Consider the following 25,016-nt stretch of genomic DNA (forward strand, 5'->3'; position numbering starts at 1 on the left):
CGGCTGGGGCGGTGTCCGTCGTTGCACGTTGCGGCGATGCACCCGGATGCGTCTCGTCCATCACGAAAAGGCCTCCTGGCCGACTGATGAGGGTCGTCCCATTATCAGCGAAGCCACGGCCACAGCCAAACCGACAGCCAAAAAAGCCCGCTGCAGCTGATCCAAGCCGCAGCGTGGCCGATGGCCGATGGCCGCGGTCATGATCGGACCGCCATCAGCTCGCATGCCGGGCGCCATCGGGTGGCGAGCAAGCAGGCCGCGCTCGGCGGCGCTGAAGCCCCGCTCGGACCGCGCTCAGTGACCGAGCCGGTCGTCGCCCCGGTCGAGGGTTTCGTTCAGCGCGATCTGCAGGCGAGCGTGCAGGCGGACGAACCATCGCCAGGCCAGGGTCAGCAGGATCGCCGCGGCGAGCAAAACCGCGATCAACAGGTCGGTCGGCGGCAGGATCGCACCGCTGAGCGCCGCCACCAGCACGAACACGCCAAACATCGCGGCCGCCGGAATCAATTCGGCCAGGGTCCGTCTGATCTGCGCGGTGAAGCGGCCGGTGAACGCCGGCTGGACACTGACCTCGGCCAGCAGCAGGCTCAGCGACTTCACCTTGCGATACACCGCGACGAGAAACGGCATCGCCATCACCAGCGCACCGCCCCACAGCACTGCCTGCCGTGCGCGCACAGTGTCCAGCCATGGACTGAGCAGCCGCTCCAGCGGCGCCGCGAAATACGAAATCACGATGAAGATCGCGGCGACGATGGCCAGGTTGATCGCCACCTGCAGCACGATGCGCCGCACCATGCCCAGCACGATCGATGCGTCGCCGCCCTTGCCCAGGCTTTGCACCCAGTTCGTATAGGCGCCGAACAGCCCGGCGAGCCAGGGCGGCATCGCAGCCGCCAGCCGACGCGTGAACGGGTCGGCGCCGCGGATCAGATAGGGCGTGGTGAGCGTCGTCAGCGCGGAGACCGCGACGGCGATCGGGTAGAGGAAGTCGCTGGTCACTTTCAGCGACAGGCCCAGCGCGGCGATGATGAACGAGAACTCGCCGATCTGCGCCAGCCCCATGCCGACGCGCATCGAGGTGCGCGCATCCTGCCCCGAGACAAAGGCGCTGACGCTGCAACTGACGATCTTGCCGACGATCACCGCGACCGAGATCACCAGGATCGGCACCGCGTAGCGGCCAAGGACGGTCGGATCCAGCATCAGCCCGATGGTGACGAAGAAGATCGCACTGAACATGTCGCGAACCGGCTCGATCAATCGCTCGATCGCATGCAGTTGCCGCGATTCGGCGATGATCGCGCCGATCAGGAAGGCCCCCAGCGCGACGCTGTAGTCGAGCTTGATGACCAGCAGGCAGAAACCGAAACACAGGCCGAGCACGGCGATCAGCAGCATCTCCTGGCTGTTGAAGCGCGCCACGTAATCGAGCAGACGCGGCACCACCAACACGCCGACCACCAGCGACACCGTCATGAACAGCGCGAGCTTCGCCAGCGTTATCAGAACGGCGGCCGTGTCGACCGAGCCGCTGCCGGCTATGCCGGACAGCAGCGCGATCATCGCGATGGCCAGGATGTCCTCGACGATCAAGATACCGAAGATCAGCTGGGCGAAGCGCTCGCGCTTCAGCTTGAGCTCGTCGAGCGCCTTGACAATGATGGTCGTCGACGAGATGGCCAGCATGGCGCCGAGGAACAGCGAATCCATCGCCGACCAACCGAACGCATGGCCGATGCCGTAGCCAATGCCAAGCATCACGACGATCTCGACGAAGGCCGCGACCAGCGCGGTGGCGCCGACCCGGAACAGTTTCTTGAGGCTGAACTCCAGACCGAGCGAGAACAGCAGGAACACCACGCCGAGTTCGCCCAGCGTCGAGATCGTCTCCTCGTTGCTGATCAACTCGAACGGCGGGGTATGCGGGCCGATGATGACGCCCGCGACGATATACCCGAGCACGACCGGCTGTTTGAAGCGGTGAAAGAGGACCGTCACGACGCCCGCGAGCGCCATGATGACTGCCAGATCCTGGATGAAACCGGCCGCGTGATGCATTGCACACAATCTCCTGTTGCTGCCGGTGGGCCGGGCGCCACCGTAAGGTTCCTGAAAATATCACGGCGACGCCTTTCGCCCAAATTCGCCGCACCGCCAGTGGCGCATTGCAATGCGGTGCGACCGCGCGATACCGCGCGCCGTCCCAGGCCGTCGCGTGCGCATGACCGCCGGGATGCGGCCCGATCGGCTTGCCGCTGCCGATCCGGACGACCGCGTCGCTGATCTGAGCAGCCGGCCCACGCCGCTGCCGCTGGCCCGTTCTCCACTCGCCCCCGCCTGCGTGTCGGCCAGCCGTGCTGCCGCGCCTGGCGTCACACCGCTCGTGCTGCTCGTGCTGCTCGTGCCGCTCGTGCCGCTTGCCCCCGCCCACCGTGCGGCGTTCGCGCGCAGTCGCCCAGACAGGCGCGAGACGCGGCTACAATCGGCGGGATGCACCGCGTCGCCGCGCCGACGCCCCGGACGGTCTCGCTTCGCACACCGCATCGGCCGGCGCCTGCGTGCCACTCAATCACCGATCGATTCGACATGCCTTCCACGTCTTTCCGACTGACCGACCCGAAACCGCGTGATGCGCATCTTTATGCCTTGCTCGGCATCGTATGCGTCGCGCTTGTCGCCGGCGCGGTGTATCTGCAGCTCGCGAAAGGCGAGGATCCCTGCCCGCTGTGCATCATGCAACGCTATGCGTTCCTGCTGATCGCGATCTTCGCGTTCGCGACCGCGGCCAGCCGGGCGGGCGGCGTACGCATCGCGTTCAAGGTCCTCACGCTGCTCTCGGCGCTGGCCGGCATTGGCATTGCCGCGCGCCACGTCTGGGTGCAATCGCACCCGTCGTTCAGTTGCGGCTTCGACACCCTGCAGCCGCTGGTCGACGGCTTGCCGCCCGCGCAGTGGCTGCCGACGCTGTTTCGCACAGCGGGCCTGTGCGAGACCCTGTATCCGCCACTGCTCGGCCTTTCGCTGCCGACCTGGTCGTTGATCGCGTTCGTCGTCGCCGCCGCGGCCGTCCTGTCCAACCTGCTCGCCCGGCGCCGCGCCGGTGCGATGCGCGCCTGAGGCACCGATGATCGGCTGGCTCGGTGAACTTCAGGCGCTGCTCGCCCACGGCGACGCGGCCGTGCTGCTGACGGTCGCCCGCGCGGAAGGCGACGCGCCTCGGCACGCCGGCACCAAGATGATCGTCGCCAGGGACCGGCTCGTCGGCAGCATCGGCGGCGGCGGGCTCGAAGTCCGCGCCGTCGAAATCGCCAGACAGATGCTGCGCGACGGCGACACCCCACGCCTCCTGCAACGTTTCGGGCTCGACGACGCCAGTCCGGGCAGCGCCGCGGTATTGGCGTTCGAACGACTCAGCGTCGCGGACCTGCCCTGGGTCAGCCGCCTGGCCAAACGCGCGGCGGTCGGCACCGCCAGCGTGCGGACGGTCGGCTTCGGCGACCCGACCGCGCCGGTGCTGATCAGCGATGCCGAGCGCCGCCGCGCCGATTGCCTGCTGTGGGACGCCGGGCCGCTGCTCACCGAAACGATCGTCGACGACAGCCAGCCACTCTACATCGTGGGCGCCGGCCCGGTGGCACGCGCGCTTGTCGGCCTGCTCGCCCCGTTGCCGTTCAAGGCGGTATGGGTCGACGATGTTGCCCCTACGGTGCCGGACCTGCCGCCCAATGTGCAGCCGGCATCGAAGCCCATGCAGGCGATCGGCGACGCACCCGCCGACGCGTTCTATCTGCTTGCCACGGACAGCGAACCGCTCGACGTCGCATTGCTGGATCCAATCCTGCGTCGCGGCGACGCCGCCTTCGTGGCAGTGTTGGGTACGCCCGCGAAGCGGCGACGCTGCGAAATGCAGCTGGCCAGCGCCGGCATCGACCCGGGTCGCCTTGCGCCGCTGGCCGAATCGGCCGGCATTGCGGGCATCGCCGACGGCGCCCCGGCCGTGATGGCCATCTCAGTCGCGGCGCAACTGCTGCGCGCGCGCGACGCGCTGCGCAACGCGGGCTGAGCCGCCGTCGCCGGCCTCGTTCGGCTTACCCTGATCGGCACCGCCATCGTTCGCCGTGCTTCCCACCGCACGCCTACGAATGCGCCACACGGGCCACGCACCCTGGGCCACGCACCCTGGCCTGTGCGGCCTGGCCATCGCATCGTCAGTCGCATGCCCGCCGCCGCATGCCTTCGGCGCCCTGTGCCGATCGGCCGTCGCCAGCCAATCATCGTCACTCGGCATCGGAGCGGCATCGAGGCTGCATCCGGGCAGCATCGGGGCATCATCAGCGCGCGATAAAAACGGCATCGGACCAACATCGCGCCCGTGCCGCCTGCACCCCGCTCGTCGCGCAGCCCGCACGGGCCACCACGGGCACACGATGCCCGTTGCAAGCCGAGGCCGGGCGCCGCTCAACGCGCGGGGCTGACCAGCCGTTCGTTCGCGTTGCCTGCCGCCGCAGTGCCGGCGGGCACTACCTCGTTGACGACGCCAGCGTTCTTCTGGCGGTCGATGCGCACTTCGCGAACCGTACCGTTCGGCAGCGGGAAGTCGCCCAGCGCGCTGCGCACCAGGTAGGGCATCAGGCGTGGCAGGCTGCCATCGTCGCCGACGTGCCGCGCCGTGACGCGGTAGACCTCGCGGCCATCGTTCTGTTGGCTGATCTTGACGGTGAGAAACGCATCGGTCGCCGGGTAAGGCGTATCGATGACCGGCGGACCCCAGCCGCCCCACGGCCCCCAGCCGAAGGGTCGCGGACCCCAGCCGCCCCATGGACCCCAGCCGATCGGCGGCCCCCACGGACTGGACACGACCTGCGGCACCATCACGGTCGTCGGCCGGGTTCCGTAGGACAACGTGACGAGATAGGCGGCCTCCGCCAGCGGGGTCAGGCGGAAGCCATGCGGCGACAGCTCTTCCTGCACCAGGCGTTGATAGGTGTTGGTCTCCAGATCGTTCGACTGACGCGGATCGAACGCGAAACGCTTGTCGGCATCGCCCGCCGACCAGTTCTGGAACGCGGTGACGTCGCTCGTCACATAGCTGGCGCAGCCGCTCAGCAAGGCCAGCGTCAATGCGGCGATTCCTGCTCTGACTCTCATCACGTTTTCTCAAGTTGTTGCGTCATGCCGGGTCGCGGCGGGTCGGCCTGGGTACAGTGCGCCCTGGCCTCCTCACCCGGCCGGGCACGCTGCACGCAACACTACCGGACAACGCGGCGCCTGCAAGTCAGCTTCGACCGCGAAAACCGCGCGGCGTTCCACGAACCGTCGCACCGATGCCGCTCCCGGCGCTTCAGTACAATGGACCTCTCTGCGCGAAGCGGACGCGGCCTTCAGATGCCGGCCGGTTCGCCCGCCCAACGACACTCGAACATTATCGGCCATGTCAGACAACGCGCCCACCGTCATCCACCGCCGCGACTACATGCCGCCGCCGTACCGGATCGAAACGGTCGACCTGCATTTCGACCTCGATCCGCACCGCACCGTGGTGCGCAACACGATGCGCATCGTACGACGCGACGGCGTCCCGGCGGACACGCCGCTTGAATTGCTCGGCGAAGGACTGCAACTCGAAGCCGTCACGCTCGACGGCGTGGCCGCCGAGGCCAGCGATGCGGATGGCCGCCTGCGCGTCGCCGCGGGTCGCGCCAGCTTCGAACTGACCGTCACGACGCACTGCGATCCGGCGGCCAACAGCTCGCTGATGGGCCTCTACGTGTCGAACGGCAACTTCTTCACGCAGTGCGAGGCCGAGGGTTTCCGCAAGATCACCTACTTCCTGGATCGCCCGGACGTGATGGCGACCTACACGGTGACGCTCGCCGCCGACAAGGAAGCGTATCCGGTGCTGCTGTCGAACGGCAACCTGGTCGAATCGGGCCCGCTCCCCGACGGACGCCATTACGCGAAGTGGGTCGACCCGTTCGCGAAGCCGAGCTATCTGTTCGCGCTGGTCGCGGGCAAGCTGGTCGCGCTGGAGGAAACGATCCAGATCGCCGATGGCACGCCGAAGCTCCTGCAGGTCTGGGTCGAGCCGCAAGACCTGCCGAAGACCCGGCATGCGATGGATTCGTTGATCGCGTCGATTCGCTGGGACGAGCGGCGCTACGGTCTGCCCCTCGATCTCGACCGCTTCATGATCGTCGCGGTCGGCGACTTCAACATGGGCGCGATGGAGAACAAGGGCCTCAACATCTTCAATACGAAGTATGTGCTGGCCGACCAGCAGACCGCCACAGACACCGATTTCGCGAATGTCGAGGCCGTCGTCGGCCACGAGTACTTCCATAACTGGACCGGCAATCGGGTGACTTGCCGCGACTGGTTCCAGCTCAGCCTGAAGGAAGGCCTGACCGTGTTCCGCGACCAGGAGTTCTCGGCCGACATGGCCGCCGGCGAGGGCGACGCCGCACAGGCGGCCAGCGCCGTCGCGGTCAAGCGCATCGAGGACGTGCGCATGCTGCGGCAGACGCAGTTCGCCGAGGACGCGGGCCCGATGGCCCATCCGGTGCGCCCGGAAAGCTATGCGGAGATCAACAACTTCTACACCGTGACGGTGTACGAGAAAGGCGCCGAAGTGGTGCGGATGTACCAGACGCTGTTCGGCCGTGACGGTTTCCGGCGCGGCATGGACCTGTACTTCCAGCGTCACGACGGTCAGGCCGTCACGTGCGACGACTTCCGTCAGGCGATGGCCGACGCCAATGGCGCCGACCTCGCCCAGTTCGAACGTTGGTACAGCCAGGCGGGCACGCCGCGGGTGGCCGTGGAGACCGCCTACGATGCGGCGGCGGGCCGTTATCGCCTGACCCTGCGCCAGCACTACGCGGAGGACCGCCGCAGCGACACGCCGGCCGACCCGTTGCTGATTCCGTTCGCGGTAGGCCTGCTGGACGCGGCCGGCCGCGACCTGCCCTTGCGTCTCAACGACGAGCCGGAGTCGGCCGCGGCCACCACCCGCGTGCTTGCGCTGACCGGGGCGGAACAGACCTTTGAATTTGTCGGACTGCCGATCGACGGAGCGACGCCGACACCGTCACTGCTGCGTCACTTTTCCGCGCCGGTCATCGTCGACTACGAATACGACGACGCCGCGCTGGCCTTTCTGCTGGCCCATGACAGCGACGCGTTCAACCGCTGGGAAGCAGGCCAGCGACTGGCCACGCGCGCGCTGCTCGAGATGGCCCAGACGCTGAGCGCCGGTGGTCAGGCGCGTCTGAGCGAGACGGTGGTCGACGCGTTCGGCAAGGTGCTGGCCGACGACACCCTCGCGCCGGCGTTCAGGGAGCAGGCGCTGACTCTGCCCTCGGAGACGTTTCTGGCCGAACAGATGATCGAGGCCGACCCGGGCGCGGTCCACGCGGCGCGCACGCAAATGCGGGGACGCCTGGCCGAAGCGCACGCCGCGCTCTGGCAGCGCATCTACGAAGCGCATCGCACCGATGGACCGTACCGTCCGACGGCGGTAGATGCCGGCCGACGCGCGCTGAGGAATCTCGCGCTGGGCTATCTCGCGGAATTGCCCGATGCCGCGGCGGCGACGCTTGCCGAGACGCAGTATCGCGAAGCCGACAACATGACCGACCGCTTCAGTGCGCTGGGCGCTCTGGCGCGCATCGGCGGCACCGCGGCGCAGGACGCGTTGCAGGACTTCTACCGCCGCTTCGAGCACGAACCGCTGGTGATCGACAAATGGTTCGCGCTGCAGGCGATGCAGCCGGACGGCGCGGCGCGCACCATCGACACGGTCCGTCGCCTGTTCACGCATCCCGCCTTCAACCTGAAGAACCCGAACCGCGCGCGCTCGCTGATTTTCAGCTTCTGCGCCGGCAACCCGGCCGCGTTCCATGCCGCCGACGCGTCGGGCTATGCGTTCTGGGCGGAACAGGTTCTGGCGCTCGACGCGCTCAATCCGCAGGTCGCGGCCCGGCTCGCACGCGTGCTGGAGCGCTGGCGCAAGTATGTCCCGACGCTGCGCGACGGCATGGAGGCGGCCCTGCAACGGGTGATGGCCGGCGCCCGGTCGCGCGACGTGCGCGAAGTGGTCGGCAAGGCGCTGGGCTGAACCGGGGCTGATGCGCACTCCGCTCGAGCTTCGTCACCTGCATACGCTGCGCATGCTGCGCAGCACCGGTAGCCTGTCGCGCGCGGCCCAGGGCCTGTGCCTGACGCAGTCGGCGCTGTCGCACCAGATCAAGGCCCTGGAGTCGTTCTTTGGCTGCGCGCTGTTCGTGCGCAAGTCGTCGCCATTGCGCTTCACGCCGGCAGGCAAACGCCTGCTGGAACTGGCGGAGACAGTCATCCCGGCAGCCGAGGAAGCCGAGCGCGACATTGCGCGGTTGGCTGCCGGTGCTGGCGGCAGCCTGCGCATCACGGTGGAATGCCATACCTGTTTCGACTGGCTGATGCCGTCGATGGACGCGTTCAGACAACGCTGGCCAGACGTCGACCTGGATATCGTGTCGGGCTTCCATCCGGATTCGATCGGCCTGCTGCATGAAGACCGCGCCGACCTCGCGATCATCGCGGTGCCCGACCCCGACGAAGCGGTCGACTACCACCCGTTGTTCCGCTTCCAGATCGTCGGCCTGCTGGCGAACGACCATCCACTGCTGGTCCGCGACCGGCTGGCCGCAGCGGATTTCCGCGACGAGACACTGATCACCTATCCGGTGCCCGACGAGATGCTTGACGTGCTCCGGCAGGTGCTGACACCGGCCGGCGTCGCGCCGAAGCGGCGCACCGCCGAACTGACGATCGCCATCCTGCAATTGGTGGCGAGCCGGCGCGGCCTGGCCGCCTTGCCGCTGTGGGCCGTGGCGCCCTATCTGGAGCGCGGCTACGTCAGCGCGCGACCGATCGGCGATCCGCCGCTGGTCGGCGAACTGTATGCGGCAACGCTGCCTTCGTTCACGCAGAGGCCGTTCGTGGCGGACTTCGTCGCCGTGATGCGGGAAACCTGCCTCGCCACGCTGCCAGGCATCGATCTGCTCTGAACCGCTGGTGGCGTGGCGGGCGCTTCTGATGGTGCGCCGAACGCACCATCAGAAGCACGCTGCCACCTTCAGGCAGCGTGTCGGCGGCACGCCCGAAGCGTGCCGATCGATGCCTTGCCACCGCCCCGGAAGCCGCTGAAGCGCGGTTTCAGCGGTGACTGCCCGGCGCAGCGCTCGCCAGGCCACGATCGGCGACGCGGCCAAGAGGTAGAATCGGCACAGACTTCTATTTAAACCCTCGGAGACCCGTCGATGCAGCGACGCAAGACCCTCACGCAGTACCTGATTGAACAGCAGCGTGAGAACAACACCATCCCGGCCGACCTCCGGCTCCTGATCGAAGTCGTCGCACGCGCTTGCAAGGCGATCAGCTATCACGTCAGCAAGGGCGCCCTCGGTGGCGTGCTGGGCTCGGCGGGCAGCGAAAACGTGCAGGGCGAGGTGCAGAAGAAGCTCGACGTGATCTCGAACGAGATCCTGCTCGAAGCCAACGAGTGGGGTGGCAATCTCGCCGCGATGGCTTCGGAGGAACTAGAAGAGATCCATCCGATCCCGTCGACCTATCCGAAAGGCGAATACCTGTTGCTGTTCGATCCGCTGGACGGCTCGTCCAACATCGACGTCAACGTGTCGATCGGCACCATCTTCTCGGTCCTCCGCTCGCCCGACGGCGCCGACACCACGGCGCAATCGTTCCTGCAGCCGGGTTCGAAGCAGGTCGCGGCCGGCTATGCCATCTACGGTCCGCAGACGGTGCTGGTGCTGACCACGGGCAACGGCGTAAACTGCTTCACGCTCGACCGCGAGATGGGTTCCTGGGTGCTGACGCAGCCGGACATGCGCATTCCGGAGGACACGGCGGAATATGCAATCAACGCGTCGAACGCACGCCACTGGTACCCGCCGGTCACGCGCTACATCGATGAACTGGTGGCCGGCAAGGACGGCCCGCGCCAGAAGAACTTCAATATGCGCTGGATTGCGGCGATGGTCACCGACGTGCATCGCATCCTGTGCCGTGGCGGCATCTTCATGTATCCGGCCGACAAGCGCGATCCGTCGAAACCCGGCAAGCTGCGCCTGATGTATGAAGCCAACCCGATGGCCTTCCTGGTCGAGCAAGCCGGCGGCAAGGCCACCAATGGCACCGAACGGATTCTGGACATCCAGCCGCAGCAGATCCACGAGCGCGTCGCGGTGTTCCTCGGCTCCAAGAACGAGGTGGAACGGGTAACCGGTTATCACGCAGACTCGAACGCTGGCTGAGTGGACCAACGCAACGCCAATCGAGGTTGAGAACATTTTCTTCGGCCACCGCTTGGCAAAACCGGATCGACCATCCTATAATGATTGTCTTGCCGGAATAGCTCAGACGGTAGAGCAGCGCATTCGTAATGCGAAGGTCGGGGGTTCGATTCCTCTTTCCGGCACCAGAATCAACCCGTGTATGCGAAAGCTGCACGGGTTTTCTTTTTTCCGGGTGTGACGGGCCGACGGCTGCGAGCGATCGCGGCGCGCGACGGCTCCCGTTCCATAAGGCCCGCGCTCCACACGGCCCGCGCATGAGCCCGCCGCCCGTACAGCCACGCCTGCGCATCATCCATGCTCGACACGCGACCCGCGCCGCACCATGCGCGGCACCGACTGCGCATAACCTTGCCGGTAGTTGAACGGCGACCCTCATGCGCCGCGTTTCCGGCTCTGCGGACCGCAACGCTTGGCGGCTCGATGGCGTCGCGCCTGCAAATCCCCACACCCCGTTGGCTGTCGGCAGTTGGGCCACGGCTGCAGCCTGTGCCGGCATTCGCAACATCTGATGCGAGCGCTCCGCCATGCGCTGGTATCGGCATCATCCCTTGCCTCGCGACGATGCGTCTGCGCCCGCTCGTTGCCCCGCTCGCAACATGCAATTGGTGCGACCTGATGTGACCCGATGCGGTCGATGAGATGCGGCACCCTGATGCGGCGCCTTGATACGGCGCCTTGATACGGCGCCCTGAGCGCGGCGCCTTGAACGCGGCTACGGCGACCGCACCGTAGCCAGATGATGCAGACACTGTCGGGCGGGCGGAATGTCGGACCCCGGATGTTAGGTAGCGATAACAGTCACGCGTCAGAAACAACAGGCTTGCATGGCAGTAATGCGTCTGTCACACGGCCTTGTTAACGTCCCGGTCAGACAGGAAGGCAAGCGCCATCTGCTGCGCGCCCACGATGCGTCTCCTGTACAGAGATCGATCTGTCGCGCATCGCCAGCCCCAACGCAGGCACGCGTTTCGCTTCAATCAAAGCTTCATCGGTGCGATGGCTGCCGGCGAGATGGCGGGCTAAACGCGCAGCGGCATGTGCGTTTCGTACCACGGTTACGATTTGAGATAACTTGCCGCTCGCCGATTGTCGCCCTTGTATCGATAATGGTCTGGATCGTTGAAGGAGGTGCATATGGATATCGACTACACGAAGGTTCCGCCCGCGTCCGAAGTTTCGTCCGCCGACCCTGAGCCGGTCGCTGTCGAATTCTTGAACGCGGATCTGCCGCAGCACGTGCGCGCCTTCCTCGATGAACAGCTGGCGTCCGCCAAGATGGAATAGGCTGGACGCTGCCGCAGTCGCGGCGCAAGGTTGCGCGACTTCGTCTTTCGTACGAAGCGCGGACATGATAGAAAGGCCCGGGTGTCGCTGACCCCCAGGCCTTTTTCCATTTCTGCCATGCCGATCCAGAACGCCCTCCGTTCCCTCCTCTCATGCGGGCTTGCCGCCGCGCTGGCGCTCGCGCCGTGGCAGGCGCATGCAGTGGACAACACGGCGCTGATCAACATCGTCGCGCTAGCGTCGCAACGCCTTGCGCAAGCCGAACCGATCGCGAAGTACAAATGGCAGAAGAAACTGCCGGCCACCGATGCGGCGCGTGAGACGCAACTGATCGCCGACATGCGTCGCGCGGCACCGATGTACGGCGTCGATGCCGACCAAGCGGAGGCGTTCTTCCGCGATCAAATAGAAGCGAGCAAGCTGTTGCAGAACGCGCGGTTCGCGCAATGGCGCCTGCAGTCGCCCGCGCCCGTCGGTGCAGATGCGCTCGTCAGTGCGCGCAATGAGATCAACCGGGTGTCCCAGGCCATGCTCGCGGGACTGGCCCGCATCGAAGCGATCAGCGGCGCGCCTGACTGCACCAGCCAGCTTCGCGAAACGGTGCAGAACTGGCGTACCCGCATGGTCACGCTCGACAGCGAGCAGGCGGCGGCACTAGATCGCGCCCTTCAGCATGTTTGCAAACGCGGAGGCATGTCGGCGCTCGGCTGATTCTGCCGTTCGGCAGACCACGCACAACGTCCCAAAAAGGCCGATTCCGGGTTAACGCTCATTGTAACAATCTGTGTCTCTCCTAAATTGAAGCGATAGAGCTATTCAAAACAGGAGGGCGTGATGGCCAACGGATTGAACAAGGCGCTGAGCCACCTGGCCGAGGCATTCCGGGCGAATCTGTCCGAAACGCGTATGTATCACGTCGACTCGCCGGCCGAAGTACAACGCTATCTGCACGGTGACCGCTGGCAGAATGTGCTCGCCAGTCCGATGGACGCGCGACGCTACGCGATGGAAGAGTGGAACGACACCGCGGAGTGCCACGACTGCGAGCCGGAGGTGAGCATCGACGGCTACGGACCGAGACGGAAGTTCAGCGCCTGAACGCGCTGTGCTCGAATGAAACCCGCCACCGGCGGGTTTTTTTTCGCCCACGCGCTGGGCGGCGATGGCCGGAGCAACGCTTTGTTGCTCGCCCACAACGCCACGAGCGTCGGCAAATCGCAACGCTTGCCAGATTGAATTGCTTGCGCTAGCCGTGTAACAAAAATTAACGCAGGAAAATCAGCAGTTTGCGACAAACAACCGTTTTATTGCGAAGCGCGCAATTAACCGTTTCGGCCCGCGTAATGGGCCACGCCGTTACCCGTCTTTACACTCTGCCTGTCTTGTAAAGAACCGGAAGCGCCGCACAGCAGTCCAGCGCCGCCGACGGGCCAAGAATCCGTCTTCTAGTGGAGTGAGAAAGCATGAAAAAGACTCTCGTCGTCGCAGCCGTCACTGGCCTGTTCGCCAGCGTTGCGCACGCACAAAGCAGCGTGACCCTGTACGGCCTGATCGACGCCGGTTTCACGTATTCGAACAACGTTCGCAGCGCGACCGGATCGGGCGCCCGCTGGGCGGCCACGAGCGGCAACATCAACGGTAGCCGTTGGGGCCTGCGTGGTACGGAAGATCTGGGCGGCGGCCTGAAGGCGATCTTCGTGTTGGAGAATGGCTTCAACATCATGAACGGCACGAACGGCCAAAATGGCCGCATGTTCGGTCGTCAAGCGTTTGTCGGTCTGTCGAGCAACCAGTACGGCCAAGTGACCCTGGGTCGCCAGTATGACTCCGTGGTCGACTTCCTCGGCCCGCTGTCGCTGACCGGTACGGGCTACGGCGGTACGTACGCTGCTCACCCGTTCGACAACGACAACCTGGACAACTCGTTCCGCGTCAACAACTCGATCAAGTACACGAGCGCCAACTACAACGGCTTCCGCTTTGGCGGCCAGTACGGCTTCTCGAATACCTCGGAGTTCGCGAACAACCGCTCGTGGAGCGCTGGTGCGTCGTATAACTTCGCTGGCTTCAACATCGCCGCGGGTTACCTGCAACGCAACAACAGCCTGACCGGCCTGAACACGTCGGGCGCCGTCTACGGTGATGCACCGCTGACCGGCACGCGTCAACGCACCTGGGGCGCTGGCCTGAACTACGCGTTCGGCCCGGCTCAAGTCGGCTTCGTGTTCACGCAAAGCCGCTACGACGACGGCGTGGTGGGCTCGGCTGGTTCGGCCACCTACACCGGCTTCACGGCGAACGACCTGCGCTTCAACAACTACGAAGTCAACGCCCGCTACAACCTGACGCCGGCTTGGAACGTGTCGGGTCAGTACACCTACACCGACGGTCGTGCGAGCGGCGTGTCGGGCACGGACGGCGGCCAGTACAAGCCGAAGTTCCACACCGTCAGCCTGATGACCGCGTACTCGCTGTCGAAGCGCACCGACGTGTACCTGCAAGGCGTGTATCAGCGCCTGAGCGGCGACGACGTGTTCGGCGGCGCTGGCATCTACGGTGTCGGCCAGTCGTCGACCGATCGCCAAGTTGCCGTGACCGCCGGCGTGCGTCACCGCTTCTAAGCATCGACTCACTGCCGCCGCTTGGTCGGCGGCACGTGCGAAACGCCTCCGTTTGGAGGCGTTTTTTTTGCGCGCGTGATTCGTGGCAAAGAAAGCGCGTTGCAGAGCAAACGCGTCGCACACAACGCCCGACGCATCGTAGCGTTGCCGTTCCCTGCGGCACGCGTGCGCGGGAAGCCTTGAGCGGCTGCCAACCAAGTCCGCGCAAGCCAGCTTGAGGTCCACCACCGTCGCGCTCCGGTCGGCGACAGCTGCCGCGTGCGCTTACGCCTCGCCACGTCCGGCCCGTCCGGCCCGTATGATCATCGCGCAGATAGCCAGCCAGCGCCAAGCAGCCAGGCACATCTGTCTGCCCCCTGTTGACGATCGCTGGCCGTCCTGCCGGACAAGCAAGGGAGCGGGAAGCCAAACCCGCCCGGCAAGCAGCTTGCCGGCGATGCCTTGCGTCATCAGCGAGGCGTGGACGCGTACCGCGGCCAGCGCCACCTGATGAGATCGATCGTCAAGCCGACACTAGTGATTCGCGCTCCGTCGAGAGATTCGTGACCTTGCCTCGGTCGGACCGGGTGGCTGCAGACCGGACCGATTTCACGCACGCGTCGGCCAGCATGCGTTGATCAGCACGCATTGGCCAGTACGGGTCAAGGGACTGAGGTCGTACTGGCCAATCCCTTCGTTCGACGCAGAGATGCATGTCCGCCAATACCGGACGCGTCACCGGTATTCGTCGGTGTTCGTTGGCTTGGCTGGCGCGTGTCAATCGCCGTGCAGAGACGGCACCGCGCGGCAACGCCGCCCAGCTTGATGTGGGTGCACTGGCGCACCAGCCTGAACCTGTGGGATCGTTGCGCAATCGCCGCCCTACCCGGTTGCCCCACCCTGCAACGATGGCCTGCCGAGGCAAAGGCAGAAAGCGAGTGAGCGAACGGACGCTATGACCAGACTGTGACCGAAGAGCGCTGAGCCGGACTGCTGGAGGGGAACGCTGGGGAAACTGCCGGGGAAGAACGCCGGGTGCGGAATGAAGCGCCAGCGCGAAGCAGCCAAGGACGACTGCGCAAGCACCAAAAGAAAAGGGCTGACAAGGAAAACCTTGTCAGCCCCGAATAGATGGTGCGGGTGGCAGGATTCGAACCCACGACCCCTTGGTTCGTAGCCAAGTACTCTATCCAACTGAGCTACACCCGCACGTCTAGAGAAAAGAATTATAGCGGAGTTCCAGAAAAAGGGAAGTCTTTTTCGCAAAAAAAATTTATGGCGACGATCGGGTAGGCTATCTCTTTTGCACGCTGTTTCCGCCATGAACAAAGCTTTCGTCAAGGAGAGCGATCGCGACGACGACGATGATCTCGACGCGGGCGCGCCGCCCATCCCGCCCGGCGCCAAAAATTACATCACGCCCGACGGCTACCGCCGCCTGAAGGACGAATTGCTGACGTTGATCGACGTCGAGCGTCCGCAAGTGGTCAAGCTGGTGTCGTGGGCTGCTTCCAATGGCGACCGTTCCGAAAATGGCGACTACATCTACGGCAAGCGGCGCCTGCGCGAGATCGATCGCCGCATCCGCTTCCTGACGCGGCGCCTGGACCTTGCGGAAGTCGTCGACAGCAGCCTGCAGGAGAACGTCGACCAGGTGTTCTTCGGGGCGACTGTCGACTACGAAGACGGCGCAAGGCAGGCGCATCGGGTGACCATCGTCGGCGTCGACGAGGTCGACCTCGAGAATGGCAGGATCAGTTGGGTATCACCGGTCGCGCGGGCGCTGACGAAGGCGCGCATCGGCGACACGGTCAGTCTGCAAACCCCGGCGGGTCTCGATCACCTGGACATCGTCGACGTTCACTATCCGCCGCGCGACGGACATTGAACGCGTCGCGCGCCGGTGCGGCTGGCGCGCGACGGCCTGCTCAGTCGCCGAATTCCGCGCCGCCGCCTTCCGCGCCATCGCTGCTTTCGCCGGCCATGCGCATCGCGCGTTCGCGCGCCGCCTGCCCTGCCTCGCCCGGCTTCTCGCGCACGATGCGCAGGACGTCCGGGTTGCCGCGTGCCCGCCGTATCACGTTGGCGAGATGGACGCGGTCGGCCACCTGGATCACGAAGCGCAGCGCAGTGGTATTGTCGGAGCCGTCTTCGTCCATCGCCACCTGCACGATGTTGGCCGCAGCCGTCACGTCTGCCGCCACCCGCGCGAAAACGCCCTTGGTACGGCGCACTATGACCTTGATGCCGACATCGAACAGCCGACCCGGCTGCGGTGCCCAGGCCACATCGATCCAGCGGCTCGGATCGCGCCGATGGATGCGGCGCGCCACCCGGCAGTCGGTCTTGTGGATCACCATGCCCAGGCCTATGCCGATGTAACCCATCACATCGTCGCCCGGAATCGGCCGGCAACACGGCGCAAGCTGCACCGACATGCCTTCCGCACCGGTGATCACCACCGGCGCACCGCCCGGCCCGCCTTCGACCGGGCGCGCCGGATCCTCTTCGTCCTCACGCCCGCTCATCAATACCTCGATGCGCTTGGCCATCACGGCTGCATAGCGACGCCCGAGACCGATGTCGGCGAAGATTTCCTGACGCGTCTTGTTGCCGGTCCACTGCTCCAGCTTTTCCCACACGTCCGGCGTGACCTCGGCAAGCGTCAGGCCATAGCCCTTGAGCGACTGGTCGACGAGGCGTTCGCCGAACTGCAGCGACTCGTTGAAACGCATCGTCTTCAGGTAATGACGGATCGCGGAGCGCGCCTTGCCGGTCCTGACGAAACTCAACCACGCTGGATTGGGCTTCGAATACGGCGCGGTGATCACCTCGACGATGTCGCCGCTCTTGAGCTCGGTGCGCAACGGCAGCAGCTCGTTGTTGATCTTGACCGCGACGCACTGATTGCCGAGATCGCTGTGCACCGTATAGGCGAAATCCAGCGCGGTGGCGCCGCGCGGCAAGGCCATGATCTCGGAGGTCGGCGTGAACACGTAGACCGCATCGGGGAACAGGTCGATCTTGACGTTTTCGAGAAACTCGGTCGAATCGCGTGCCTCCGACTGGATGTCGAGCAGCGACTTCACCCACTGATGCGCCAGCGCCTGCACGTCGTTCAGATCGGTGCTGCCATCCTTGTACATCCAATGCGCGGCCACGCCGGACTCGGCGATCTCGTGCATGTGGCGGGTCCGGATCTGGAACTCGATCGGCGTGCCGAACGGGCCCACCAGCGTGGTGTGCAGCGACTGGTAGCCGTTGACCTTGCCGATCGCGATGTAGTCCTTGAACTTGCCCGGCACCGGCTTGTAAAGGCCGTGCAGCACGCCCAGCGACGTGTAGCAGTGCAGCGTCTCGTCGACAACCACCCGGAAGCCGTAGATGTCGAGCACCTGCGAGAACGACAGCTGCTTTTCCCGCATCTTTTGGTAGATGCTGAAGATCGTCTTCTCGCGCCCGGTGATCTCCGCGGCGATGCCGACCTCGGCGAACGCGCGTTGCACTGACTCTAGAATCTTGCTGACGACCTCGCGACGGTTGCCGCGCGCGGCCTTGACGGCCTTGTTCAGCGTCGCGTAACGGACCGGATGGAAGTTCTGGAAACTGAGATCCTGCAGTTCCCGGTAGATGTTGTTCAGCCCCAGCCGGTGCGCGATCGGCGCGTAGATATCGAGCGTCTCGCGCGCCACGCGCCGGCGCTTCTCGGTCGAGACCGCGCCGAGCGTGCGCATATTGTGCAGCCGGTCGGCGAGCTTGACGATGATCACGCGCACGTCGCGCGCCATCGCCAGCATCATCTTGCGGAAGTTCTCGGCCTGCGCTTCCGCGCGCGAGCGGAACTCCATCTTGTCCAGCTTCGACAGGCCGTCGACCAGTTCGGCCACCTTGGGCCCGAAACGCTCGGCAAGCTCGGTCTTGCTGACGCCCTGATCCTCCATCACGTCGTGCAGCAACGCCGCCATGATGGCCTGCGCGTCGAGGCGCCAGCTTGCGCACAGCTCCGCCACCGCAACCGGGTGCGTGATGTACGGCTCACCGCTCTGCCGATACTGGCCGAGGTGGGCCTCGTCGCTGAACTGGAACGCCGCCTTGACGTCCTTGACCTCGGCCGGGCTCAGATACTCGCCGAGGGCCGCGGAAAGGTTGGCGATGGAGACGACTTCATGACGGCGCGGCTGTTCCGGCGTCGCGGTCGGCCCGAACAGATGCCGGAACGATTGTTCCAGCACGGCGTCGATGAAGCGGTTCGAAGGTTTGGTTTCGCTGGAGGCGACTGCGGGCGGGGTACTCATCGACGCCTCCTGGCTGGATGTGACTATGTGGACGGACGCAGGCTCAGCACATCGCCGTCGGCCGGCGCGCACTCGCGCAACGCGGCGATGGCGCCACGGCAAGGCACGATGCGCGAGCGGCGCGGCGCGTCATGTCGCTCAGATCGGCACCTTCTTCAACATCTCGATACCCACCAGGCCTTCCGCGATCTCGCGCAGCGCGACCACGGTCGGCTTGTCGCGGCTTTCGATCTTGGGCGTGTGGCCCTGCGCGAGCTGTCGCGCGCGGTAGGTCGCGGCGAGCGCCAGCTCGAAGCGATTCGTAATATGTTTCTGGCAATCTTCAGTGGTGATGCGGGCCATAGCCTGTTCCTCGGTGTGTTCCAGTATTCTAACCTAGCCGGCGCGCAGGCTCGGGCGAACGCCCATGCGCGTGCCCGGCCGATGCCAGCGGGTACAGCTCAGACGGACGGTTCGGCGTGCACGCCCAACTCGGCGAACAATGCTGCATGGCGGGCCCGCTGCGAGCCGAAGCGCAGGCGCGTCGCGGCGATCACGCAGCGCAGCTCGGCCAGCGCGCGCTCGAACACCTCGTTGATGACCACGTAATCGGCTTCGGACGCATGCGCGATCTCGCCGCCGGCGGCCAGCAGGCGACGCGTGATCACGTGCGGCTCGTCCTGCCCGCGCTTGTTCAGACGTTCTTCCAGCGCCGCCAGCGAGGGCGGCAGGATGAAGATCTCGACCGCGTTGCGGAACTGGCGGCGCACCTGCTGCGCGCCCTGCCAGTCGATTTCGAGCAGGACGTCGTCGCCGCGACGCATCTGTTCCTCGATCCACAGCCGTGATGTGCCGTAGTAGTTGCCGTGCACTTCCGCGCTTTCGAGGAATTCGCCGGCGCTGCGGCGCTGCAGGAATTCCGCCGCATCGACGAAGTGATACTCGCGGCCATGCGACTCGCCCGGCCGCGGCGGCCGGCTCGTATAGGAGACCGACAAGCGGATGGCCGCGTCGTCGCGCAGCAATGCGTTGACCAGTGTCGACTTGCCGGCTCCCGAAGGGGCGACCACCACGAACAGGTTGCCGGGAAAATCGCGCTCCCGCGCTGCCTCGTTCGCCGCGCCGCGTGCGTCCTGTGCATTCATCGCGTGGTTTTCTCCGTTCCGGTTCATTCGAGATTCTGGACCTGCTCGCGCATCTGTTCGATCAGCAGCTTCAGCGCCATCGACGCATCGGCCAGCTCGCGCGCGGCGGCCTTCGAGCCCAGCGTGTTCGCTTCGCGATTGAGCTCCTGCATCAGGAAATCCAGGCGTTTGCCGACCCGGCCGCCGGCTTCGAGCACGCGCCGCGTTTCGATCAGGTGCGCCGACAGGCGCGACAGTTCCTCGGCAACGTCGATCCGGATCCCATAGACGGTGACCTCTTGCCGGATCCGGTCGTCGACTTCCTCGCGGCTGAGTGTCGCGCCGCCCGAGCCGGTGGCGTCGAGCGCCTCGCGCAGGCGTTCGACGATCTTCTGCTGTTGCTTGGCGAGCAGTTCGGGAACCATCGGTGTCACGTCGGCGATGATCGCTTCCATTTGCGCGATGCGCTCCACCAGCATCGTGCGCAGTTGCGCGCCCTCCCGCTGCCGGCTCTCGACCAGCGCGGCAAGCGCTTCCTCGCCGGCGGCCAACACCGCGGCGCGCAGGTCGGCCGGATCGATCGTCGTTTGCGCCAATACGCCGGGCCAGCGCAGGATGTCGGCCACGCGCAGCGCGCCCGCGGCGGGGAATACCGCGCTTACCTGCTGCGACAGCGCCGCGAGTTCGTCCAGCGCCTCGGGATTGATGGCGCCGAGCGTGGTCGTTTCGCGGTTCTGCAGGTTGATCCGGATCTCCACCTTGCCGCGCCCCAGCCGCGCGTTGAGCGCTTCGCGCAAGGGCGGCTCAGCGGCGCGCAATTCCTCCGGCATGCGGAAATGCAGGTCCAGGAACCGTGAATTGACGCTGCGCAGGTCCACCGAGACGCTGGCCGCGGCGGGCTCGTCCGCGCCATCGCCCACGCTGCCGCCGCGCGCGCGCGCACGCACGTCGCGCGTCGCGGTCGCATAACCTGTCATACTGAAAATCATCGCCGGCCTCCTGCCGCACGCCCTCGACGGGCTCTCTCCAAGCCGCGGCCGGCAAGCGCCGGCGCGTCGCCCGCGACCGTCGCCGCCTGCGCGGCCGGCATTCTGCGGGTAGCCCGCGATTATCGCATTTTCGCCGTCGCCCGATGCCGATCGCCGCGGGCTCCGGGGTGTCGGCCATGGCGGCGGTAGAATTGCGCTTTTGCCCTCAGCCACGCGTATGCCCTCTTCGTCCGTCACGATGCCTGCCCGCGCCAGCGGCCGCGCCGCCGATGCGTTGCGCCCGGTGCGCCTGACGCGCCATTTCACCAAGCACGCCGAAGGCTCGGTGCTGATCGCCTTCGGCGACACGCAGGTGATTTGCACCGCCAGCGTTGTCGAGCGCGTGCCCGAATTCCGTCGCGCGAGCGGCGGCGGCTGGATGACGGCCGAATACGGGATGCTGCCGCGCGCCACGCATACCCGCAGCGACCGCGAAGCGGCGCGCGGCAAGCAGAGTGGCCGCACGCAAGAGATTCAGCGATTGATCGGGCGCGCGCTGCGCGCCGTCGTCGATCTCGACGCGCTGGGGCCCCGCACGCTGCATATCGATTGCGACGTGATCCAGGCCGACGGCGGCACGCGCACCGCGAGCATCACCGGCGCCTTCGTGGCGGTGCACGATGCACTGTCGTCGCTGGTCGCCAAGGGCCTGCTGCCGCGCCTGCCGATCGCCGACTTCGTCGCGGCGGTCTCGGTGGGCATCGTCGACGGCGTGCCGCTGCTCGACCTCGACTACAGCGAAGACTCGCGTTGCGGCACCGACATGAACGTCGTGATGACCGGCGCCGGCCAGTTCGTCGAAGTCCAGGGGACCGCCGAGGGCGTGGCGTTCTCGCGCGCCGAACTGGACCGCCTGCTCGACCTGGCAAGCCGCGGCACGGCCGCGCTGATCGCCGCGCAGCGGCAGGCCCTGGGGGTGCCGGCATGAGCGCAACGCGACGCCTGGTCCTCGCATCGAACAATGCCGGCAAGCTGCGCGAGTTCGGCGCGCTGCTGCGTCCCACCGGTTTCGACGTGGTCGCGCAAGGCGCGCTGGGGGTCAGCGAGGCCGACGAGCCGTTCGGCACTTTCGTCGAGAACGCGCTCGCGAAGGCCCGGCATGCCGCTCAGGCGACGGGTCTGGCGGCGCTGGCCGACGATTCGGGGCTGGTCGTGCCGGCACTCGGCGGCGCGCCGGGCGTCTACTCGGCGCGGTATGCGGCGCTGGTCGGCGGCGAAAAGAGCGATGCGGCCAACAATGCCCGGCTGCTCGCCGAGCTTGCCGCGCTCGGCGCGGCGGGCGATCGACGCGGCTTCTACTACTGCGTGCTGGTGCTGATCCGCAGCGCCGACGATCCGTGCCCGCTGATCGCCGAGGGTATCTGGCCGGGCACGGTGCTCGATGCGCCGCGCGGCGACAACGGTTTCGGCTACGATCCCTACTTCCTGCTGCCCGACAGCGGTCTCACCGCCGCCGAGCTGGCGCCGGAAGAAAAGAACCGGATCAGTCACCGTGGGCAGGCGCTAGCCTCCCTGCTCGCGCGCCTGTCCGCACACGCAGCGTGAACGGCTCCGGTCCCGCCGCGCCACGCGCCGGCATCATCCCGATCGTCAGGGCGGACGAACCGCGCGAGCGGCGCGTGACGCGCGCTGCGGACGCGATCGATGCCGCCACGGCGGCACACGTCGTGGCGGCAGCGGACCCGAACGGTGCAACGGGCGCGGCCGGCGCACGGCCGGCCATCGCGAATTTCCTCGTGCCGGGGCGCATCGCCCTGCCCGGCTCGCCGCCGCTGGCGCTCTACGTCCACTTCCCGTGGTGCGTGCGCAAGTGTCCGTACTGCGACTTCAATTCGCACGAGGCAGGCCCCGACGGCATCCCGGAAACGCGCTATCTCGACGCCTTGGTCGCCGATCTCGAAAGCGCGCTGCCGCTGGTCTGGGGACGCGCGGTGCACAGCGTGTTCATCGGCGGTGGCACGCCAAGCCTGCTGTCGGCCGCCGGCATGGACCGCCTGCTGGGCGACCTGCGCGCACGCCTGCCGATCGATCCCGACGCGGAAATCACGATGGAGGCGAACCCGGGCACCTTCGAGGCCGCGCGCTTTGCCGAATACCGCAAGAGTGGCGTGAACCGCCTGTCGATCGGCATTCAGAGTTTCGACGCGCGCTTCCTCGCGGCGCTGGGCCGCATCCACGACGACCAGCAGGCGCGCAGCGCGGTCGAGATCGCCGCGCGCACCTTCGACAACTTCAATCTGGACCTGATGTATGCGCTGCCCGGCCAGTCCCTGGACGATTGCCGGGCGGACGTGGAGACGGCGCTGTCGTTCGCGCCGCCGCATCTGTCGCTCTACCATCTGACGCTGGAACCGAACACCTACTTCCACAAGTATCCGCCGTCGCTGCCGGACGACGACCTGTCGGCCGACATGCAGGAGTGGATCGAGGCGCGCACTGCGGAGGCCGGCTTCGAGCACTACGAGGTGTCGGCGTACGCCAGGCCGGGGCGACGCAGCCGACACAACGTCAATTATTGGGAATTCGGCGACTACCTCGGCATCGGTGCCGGCGCGCACGGCAAGCTGTCGTTTCCCGAACGGGTCCTGCGCCAGGCACGTTTCAAGCAACCGCAACGGTATATGGACGCGGCGCTTGCCGGCGACGCGGTGCAGGAAGCACGCGAGGTTGCGGCCGAGGACCTGCCGTTCGAGTTCATGCTCAATGCGCTGCGGCTGACCAACGGTGTTGCCGCCAGCCGGTTCACCGAACGCACCGGCCTGCCGTCGACGGTCGTGCAGCGTCGTCTCGCCGAGGCAGCACAGCGCGGCCTGCTGCAGCTCGACCCGACCCGCATCGCGCCGACCGAACTCGGACACCGCTTCCTGAACGACCTGCAGGCGCTGTTCCTGCGCGACTGAAGCGGCGCAACCCGGACGGCGGCGCCCGGCTCAACCAGCGCTGTGCGCCCGCGTCACGGTCCCGATGCGATGAAACACCGCCGCCGACAGCAGCGTGATGACGCCGACACTGACGAAGGCGAGACGGAACGCGACCACCGCGCCGACATGCCCGGTGAAGAGATCCACGAGCCCGCCGCCGACCGTGACCCCCAAGCCCATCGCCAGCATCTGCGCCATCGAGAACAGGCTGTTGCCGCTGCTCGCCTGACGCCGGTCCAGGTCTTTCAGCGTCACGCTGTTCATCGCCGCGAACTGCAGTGAATTCGCCGCGCCGAACACCGCCAGTTGCAACAGCGCAACCGGCAGCGGCCAACCCGGCGCCAGCGCCGCGAAACCGATGATCGACGCGCCGACCAGCAAGGTGTTCGCAACCAGGAAGCCGGCATAGCCGAAGCGCCGCACCAGCGGCATCACGCCACGCTTGCTCAACGCCCCGGCGATGGCCACCGGCAGCATCATCAGGCCGGAATGCAGCGGGCTGTAGCCGAGCTGCAACTGCAACAGCAACGGCAACAGGAACGGCACGGCACTGCTGCCAACGCGTGCGACGAGGTTGCCGATCAAGCCGAGCCGGAAACTCTCCGACTCGAACAGCGAGAGCGGAAACAGCGGTTGCGCGCGGCGCCGTGCATGAGGCAGGTAGGCGTAGGCCGCGACCAAGCTCAGCGCGAGCAGTCCCAGCGCCCAGCCGATCCGGTGTCCGCTGCCGGCGGGCGCATCGAGCGCCAGCGAAAACGCCACCATGCAGACCGACAACAGCGCGAAGCCAGCGATATCGAAAGGCGGTGGTGCTTCCATTGCTCGTTCGACGGGCAGAAAGCGACGTACCGCAAACAGGCCGACCAGGCCGATCGGCAGGTTGATCAGGAAGATCCAGTGCCACGAGGTGACCTGCACCAGCCAACCGCCCAGCGTCGGGCCGATCAGCGGCCCGATCTGTCCCGAAATCGACACGAACGCCAGCGCCGACAGATACGCTTCGCCGCTGAACGAGCGCAGCACCGCCAGCCGGCCGATCGGCAACAGCATCGAACCGCCGGCGCCCTGCACGATGCGGGCGATCACCAGCGCGCCCAGCGTCGGCGCGCTGGCGCAGAACGCCGAGCCGATCGCGAAAATGAGGATCGCCGCGAAATACACGCGTCGCGTCCCGAAACGGTCGGCCAGCCAGCCCGACGACGGGGTCAGCATCGCCATCGTGAGCGAATACGCGACCACCACCGGCTGCATCGCCAGCGGCCGCTCGCCCAGGCTGTGCGCCATCGCGGGCAGCGCCGTGTTGACGATCGTGGTGTCGAGCGCCTGCATGAAAAAGCCCGCCGCCACGATCCAGAGCAACGCGCGTTGAGAGGTTTGCTGTTCCATCGAATCCATCGACATCAAAGGTCGGCACACCGCGGCGTCAG

At 66.4% G+C, this 25,016-nt stretch carries 21 protein-coding genes and 2 tRNA genes; 15 read left to right on the forward strand and 8 right to left on the reverse strand.

The features are described from left to right. Positions 1–294 precede the first annotated feature (294 nt). Complete coding sequence (locus tag BLU54_RS20555) at positions 295–2,061, reverse strand: cation:proton antiporter (protein ID WP_091912536.1); 1,767 nt, start codon at positions 2,059–2,061, stop codon at positions 295–297. Between the two features lie 528 nt (positions 2,062–2,589). Here BLU54_RS20555 and BLU54_RS20560 point away from each other — a divergent pair. Together BLU54_RS20560 and xdhC are read left to right on the forward strand one after the other, a co-directional pair. Continuing rightward, positions 2,590–3,120: a disulfide bond formation protein B gene (locus tag BLU54_RS20560; protein ID WP_091912538.1), complete on the forward strand. Its 531-nt coding sequence runs from the start codon at positions 2,590–2,592 to the stop codon at positions 3,118–3,120. 7 nt (positions 3,121–3,127) lie between these two features. Further along, a complete protein-coding gene (gene xdhC / locus BLU54_RS20565; RefSeq protein ID WP_091912540.1) occupies positions 3,128–4,066 on the forward strand; it encodes a xanthine dehydrogenase accessory protein XdhC in 939 nt (312 codons plus the stop codon). Positions 4,067–4,461: 395 nt separating this feature from the next. On the opposite strand, the gene BLU54_RS20570 is transcribed toward xdhC, so the two are convergent. Then, positions 4,462–5,151: a DUF4136 domain-containing protein gene (locus BLU54_RS20570; protein WP_091912542.1), complete on the reverse strand. Its 690-nt coding sequence runs from the start codon at positions 5,149–5,151 to the stop codon at positions 4,462–4,464. A 283-nt stretch (positions 5,152–5,434) separates the two neighbouring features. On the opposite strand from BLU54_RS20570, the gene pepN reads away from it, so the two are divergent. From pepN to BLU54_RS20605, 9 genes are all read left to right on the forward strand, one after another. Next, positions 5,435–8,119: an aminopeptidase N gene (gene pepN / locus BLU54_RS20575; RefSeq protein WP_091912545.1), complete on the forward strand. Its 2,685-nt coding sequence runs from the start codon at positions 5,435–5,437 to the stop codon at positions 8,117–8,119. Between the two features lie 7 nt (positions 8,120–8,126). Next, complete coding sequence (locus BLU54_RS20580; RefSeq protein WP_091912547.1) at positions 8,127–9,050, forward strand: LysR family transcriptional regulator; 924 nt, start codon at positions 8,127–8,129, stop codon at positions 9,048–9,050. 252 nt (positions 9,051–9,302) lie between these two features. Then, positions 9,303–10,316, forward strand: a complete 1,014-nt coding sequence (locus tag BLU54_RS20585) for a class 1 fructose-bisphosphatase (protein ID WP_091912549.1) — start codon at positions 9,303–9,305, stop codon at positions 10,314–10,316. A 91-nt stretch (positions 10,317–10,407) separates the two neighbouring features. Next, positions 10,408–10,483: transfer RNA gene (locus BLU54_RS20590), tRNA-Thr, on the forward strand. 1,009 nt (positions 10,484–11,492) lie between these two features. Further along, a complete protein-coding gene (locus tag BLU54_RS23880) occupies positions 11,493–11,642 on the forward strand; it encodes a hypothetical protein (RefSeq protein WP_170845249.1) in 150 nt (49 codons plus the stop codon). A 117-nt stretch (positions 11,643–11,759) separates the two neighbouring features. Continuing rightward, the gene (locus tag BLU54_RS20595; RefSeq protein WP_091912551.1) at positions 11,760–12,353 is read left to right on the forward strand and encodes a chorismate mutase; all 594 of its coding nucleotides are present in this window, start codon (positions 11,760–11,762) and stop codon (positions 12,351–12,353) included. A 123-nt stretch (positions 12,354–12,476) separates the two neighbouring features. Further along, on the forward strand, positions 12,477–12,740 hold the full coding sequence (locus BLU54_RS20600) for a hypothetical protein (protein ID WP_091912553.1): 264 nt from the start codon (positions 12,477–12,479) through the stop codon (positions 12,738–12,740). Between the two features lie 15 nt (positions 12,741–12,755). Beyond that, positions 12,756–12,878: a hypothetical protein gene (locus BLU54_RS24415; RefSeq protein WP_268874552.1), complete on the forward strand. Its 123-nt coding sequence runs from the start codon at positions 12,756–12,758 to the stop codon at positions 12,876–12,878. A 227-nt stretch (positions 12,879–13,105) separates the two neighbouring features. Further along, the gene (locus BLU54_RS20605; protein ID WP_091912555.1) at positions 13,106–14,263 is read left to right on the forward strand and encodes a porin; all 1,158 of its coding nucleotides are present in this window, start codon (positions 13,106–13,108) and stop codon (positions 14,261–14,263) included. Between the two features lie 1,111 nt (positions 14,264–15,374). Here the strand turns inward: BLU54_RS20605 and BLU54_RS20615 are convergent. Then, positions 15,375–15,451: transfer RNA gene (locus tag BLU54_RS20615), tRNA-Arg, on the reverse strand. A gap of 112 nt (positions 15,452–15,563) precedes the next feature. Here BLU54_RS20615 and greB point away from each other — a divergent pair. Further along, on the forward strand, positions 15,564–16,130 hold the full coding sequence (gene greB, locus BLU54_RS20620; RefSeq protein WP_091912559.1) for a transcription elongation factor GreB: 567 nt from the start codon (positions 15,564–15,566) through the stop codon (positions 16,128–16,130). 40 nt (positions 16,131–16,170) lie between these two features. Here the strand turns inward: greB and BLU54_RS20625 are convergent, their stop codons facing one another. From BLU54_RS20625 to BLU54_RS20640, 4 genes are all read right to left on the reverse strand, one after another. Continuing rightward, positions 16,171–18,537 carry a RelA/SpoT family protein gene (locus BLU54_RS20625; protein WP_091912561.1) on the reverse strand — a complete coding sequence of 789 codons (2,367 nt, stop codon included), beginning with the start codon at positions 18,535–18,537 and terminating at the stop codon, positions 16,171–16,173. 138 nt (positions 18,538–18,675) lie between these two features. Beyond that, the gene (gene rpoZ / locus BLU54_RS20630) at positions 18,676–18,879 is read right to left on the reverse strand and encodes a DNA-directed RNA polymerase subunit omega (RefSeq protein ID WP_091912564.1); all 204 of its coding nucleotides are present in this window, start codon (positions 18,877–18,879) and stop codon (positions 18,676–18,678) included. A gap of 98 nt (positions 18,880–18,977) precedes the next feature. Then, positions 18,978–19,661 (reverse strand): guanylate kinase, encoded by a 684-nt coding sequence (gmk, locus tag BLU54_RS20635; RefSeq protein WP_091912723.1) that lies wholly within the window; start codon positions 19,659–19,661, stop codon positions 18,978–18,980. Positions 19,662–19,684: 23 nt separating this feature from the next. Next, a complete protein-coding gene (locus tag BLU54_RS20640) occupies positions 19,685–20,629 on the reverse strand; it encodes a YicC/YloC family endoribonuclease (RefSeq protein WP_091912567.1) in 945 nt (314 codons plus the stop codon). Between the two features lie 238 nt (positions 20,630–20,867). Here BLU54_RS20640 and rph point away from each other — a divergent pair, with 238 nt between their 5' ends. The 3 genes from rph (at position 20,868) to hemW (ending at position 23,568) form a co-directional block, all read left to right on the forward strand. Continuing rightward, on the forward strand, positions 20,868–21,596 hold the full coding sequence (gene rph, locus BLU54_RS20645) for a ribonuclease PH (protein ID WP_407919448.1): 729 nt from the start codon (positions 20,868–20,870) through the stop codon (positions 21,594–21,596). Then, positions 21,593–22,213 carry an RdgB/HAM1 family non-canonical purine NTP pyrophosphatase gene (gene rdgB / locus BLU54_RS20650; protein WP_091912572.1) on the forward strand — a complete coding sequence of 207 codons (621 nt, stop codon included), beginning with the start codon at positions 21,593–21,595 and terminating at the stop codon, positions 22,211–22,213. The genes rph and rdgB overlap by 4 nt, the downstream gene beginning before the upstream one ends. Before the next feature lie 122 nt (positions 22,214–22,335). Further along, the gene (gene hemW / locus BLU54_RS20655; protein WP_091912727.1) at positions 22,336–23,568 is read left to right on the forward strand and encodes a radical SAM family heme chaperone HemW; all 1,233 of its coding nucleotides are present in this window, start codon (positions 22,336–22,338) and stop codon (positions 23,566–23,568) included. Positions 23,569–23,598: 30 nt separating this feature from the next. Here the strand turns inward: hemW and mdtD are convergent, their stop codons facing one another. Next, a complete protein-coding gene (gene mdtD / locus BLU54_RS20660; RefSeq protein ID WP_091912729.1) occupies positions 23,599–24,975 on the reverse strand; it encodes a multidrug transporter subunit MdtD in 1,377 nt (458 codons plus the stop codon). Positions 24,976–25,016: the final 41 nt, after the last annotated feature.

This window comes from Chitinasiproducens palmae, from assembly GCF_900095735.1.
In the GTDB taxonomy this organism is placed as follows: Bacteria; Pseudomonadota; Gammaproteobacteria; order Burkholderiales; family Burkholderiaceae; genus Chitinasiproducens; species Chitinasiproducens palmae.

Coding starts and splice junctions, on each gene's coding strand:
- BLU54_RS20560 (WP_091912538.1), top strand. CDS start 2,590: ATGCCTTCCACGTCTTTCCGACTGACCGACCCGAAACCGCGTGATGCG.
- BLU54_RS20640 (WP_091912567.1), bottom strand. CDS start 20,629: ATGATTTTCAGTATGACAGGTTATGCGACCGCGACGCGCGACGTGCGT.
- rph (WP_407919448.1), top strand. CDS start 20,868: ATGCCTGCCCGCGCCAGCGGCCGCGCCGCCGATGCGTTGCGCCCGGTG.
- rdgB (WP_091912572.1), top strand. CDS start 21,593: ATGAGCGCAACGCGACGCCTGGTCCTCGCATCGAACAATGCCGGCAAG.
- BLU54_RS20595 (WP_091912551.1), top strand. CDS start 11,760: ATGCCGATCCAGAACGCCCTCCGTTCCCTCCTCTCATGCGGGCTTGCC.
- BLU54_RS24415 (WP_268874552.1), top strand. CDS start 12,756: ATGAAACCCGCCACCGGCGGGTTTTTTTTCGCCCACGCGCTGGGCGGC.
- greB (WP_091912559.1), top strand. CDS start 15,564: ATGAACAAAGCTTTCGTCAAGGAGAGCGATCGCGACGACGACGATGAT.
- BLU54_RS20600 (WP_091912553.1), top strand. CDS start 12,477: ATGGCCAACGGATTGAACAAGGCGCTGAGCCACCTGGCCGAGGCATTC.
- BLU54_RS20585 (WP_091912549.1), top strand. CDS start 9,303: ATGCAGCGACGCAAGACCCTCACGCAGTACCTGATTGAACAGCAGCGT.
- BLU54_RS20605 (WP_091912555.1), top strand. CDS start 13,106: ATGAAAAAGACTCTCGTCGTCGCAGCCGTCACTGGCCTGTTCGCCAGC.
- pepN (WP_091912545.1), top strand. CDS start 5,435: ATGTCAGACAACGCGCCCACCGTCATCCACCGCCGCGACTACATGCCG.
- BLU54_RS20555 (WP_091912536.1), bottom strand. CDS start 2,061: ATGCATCACGCGGCCGGTTTCATCCAGGATCTGGCAGTCATCATGGCG.
- BLU54_RS20625 (WP_091912561.1), bottom strand. CDS start 18,537: ATGAGTACCCCGCCCGCAGTCGCCTCCAGCGAAACCAAACCTTCGAAC.
- BLU54_RS23880 (WP_170845249.1), top strand. CDS start 11,493: ATGGATATCGACTACACGAAGGTTCCGCCCGCGTCCGAAGTTTCGTCC.
- gmk (WP_091912723.1), bottom strand. CDS start 19,661: ATGAATGCACAGGACGCACGCGGCGCGGCGAACGAGGCAGCGCGGGAG.
- rpoZ (WP_091912564.1), bottom strand. CDS start 18,879: ATGGCCCGCATCACCACTGAAGATTGCCAGAAACATATTACGAATCGC.
- BLU54_RS20570 (WP_091912542.1), bottom strand. CDS start 5,151: ATGAGAGTCAGAGCAGGAATCGCCGCATTGACGCTGGCCTTGCTGAGC.
- xdhC (WP_091912540.1), top strand. CDS start 3,128: ATGATCGGCTGGCTCGGTGAACTTCAGGCGCTGCTCGCCCACGGCGAC.
- mdtD (WP_091912729.1), bottom strand. CDS start 24,975: ATGGAACAGCAAACCTCTCAACGCGCGTTGCTCTGGATCGTGGCGGCG.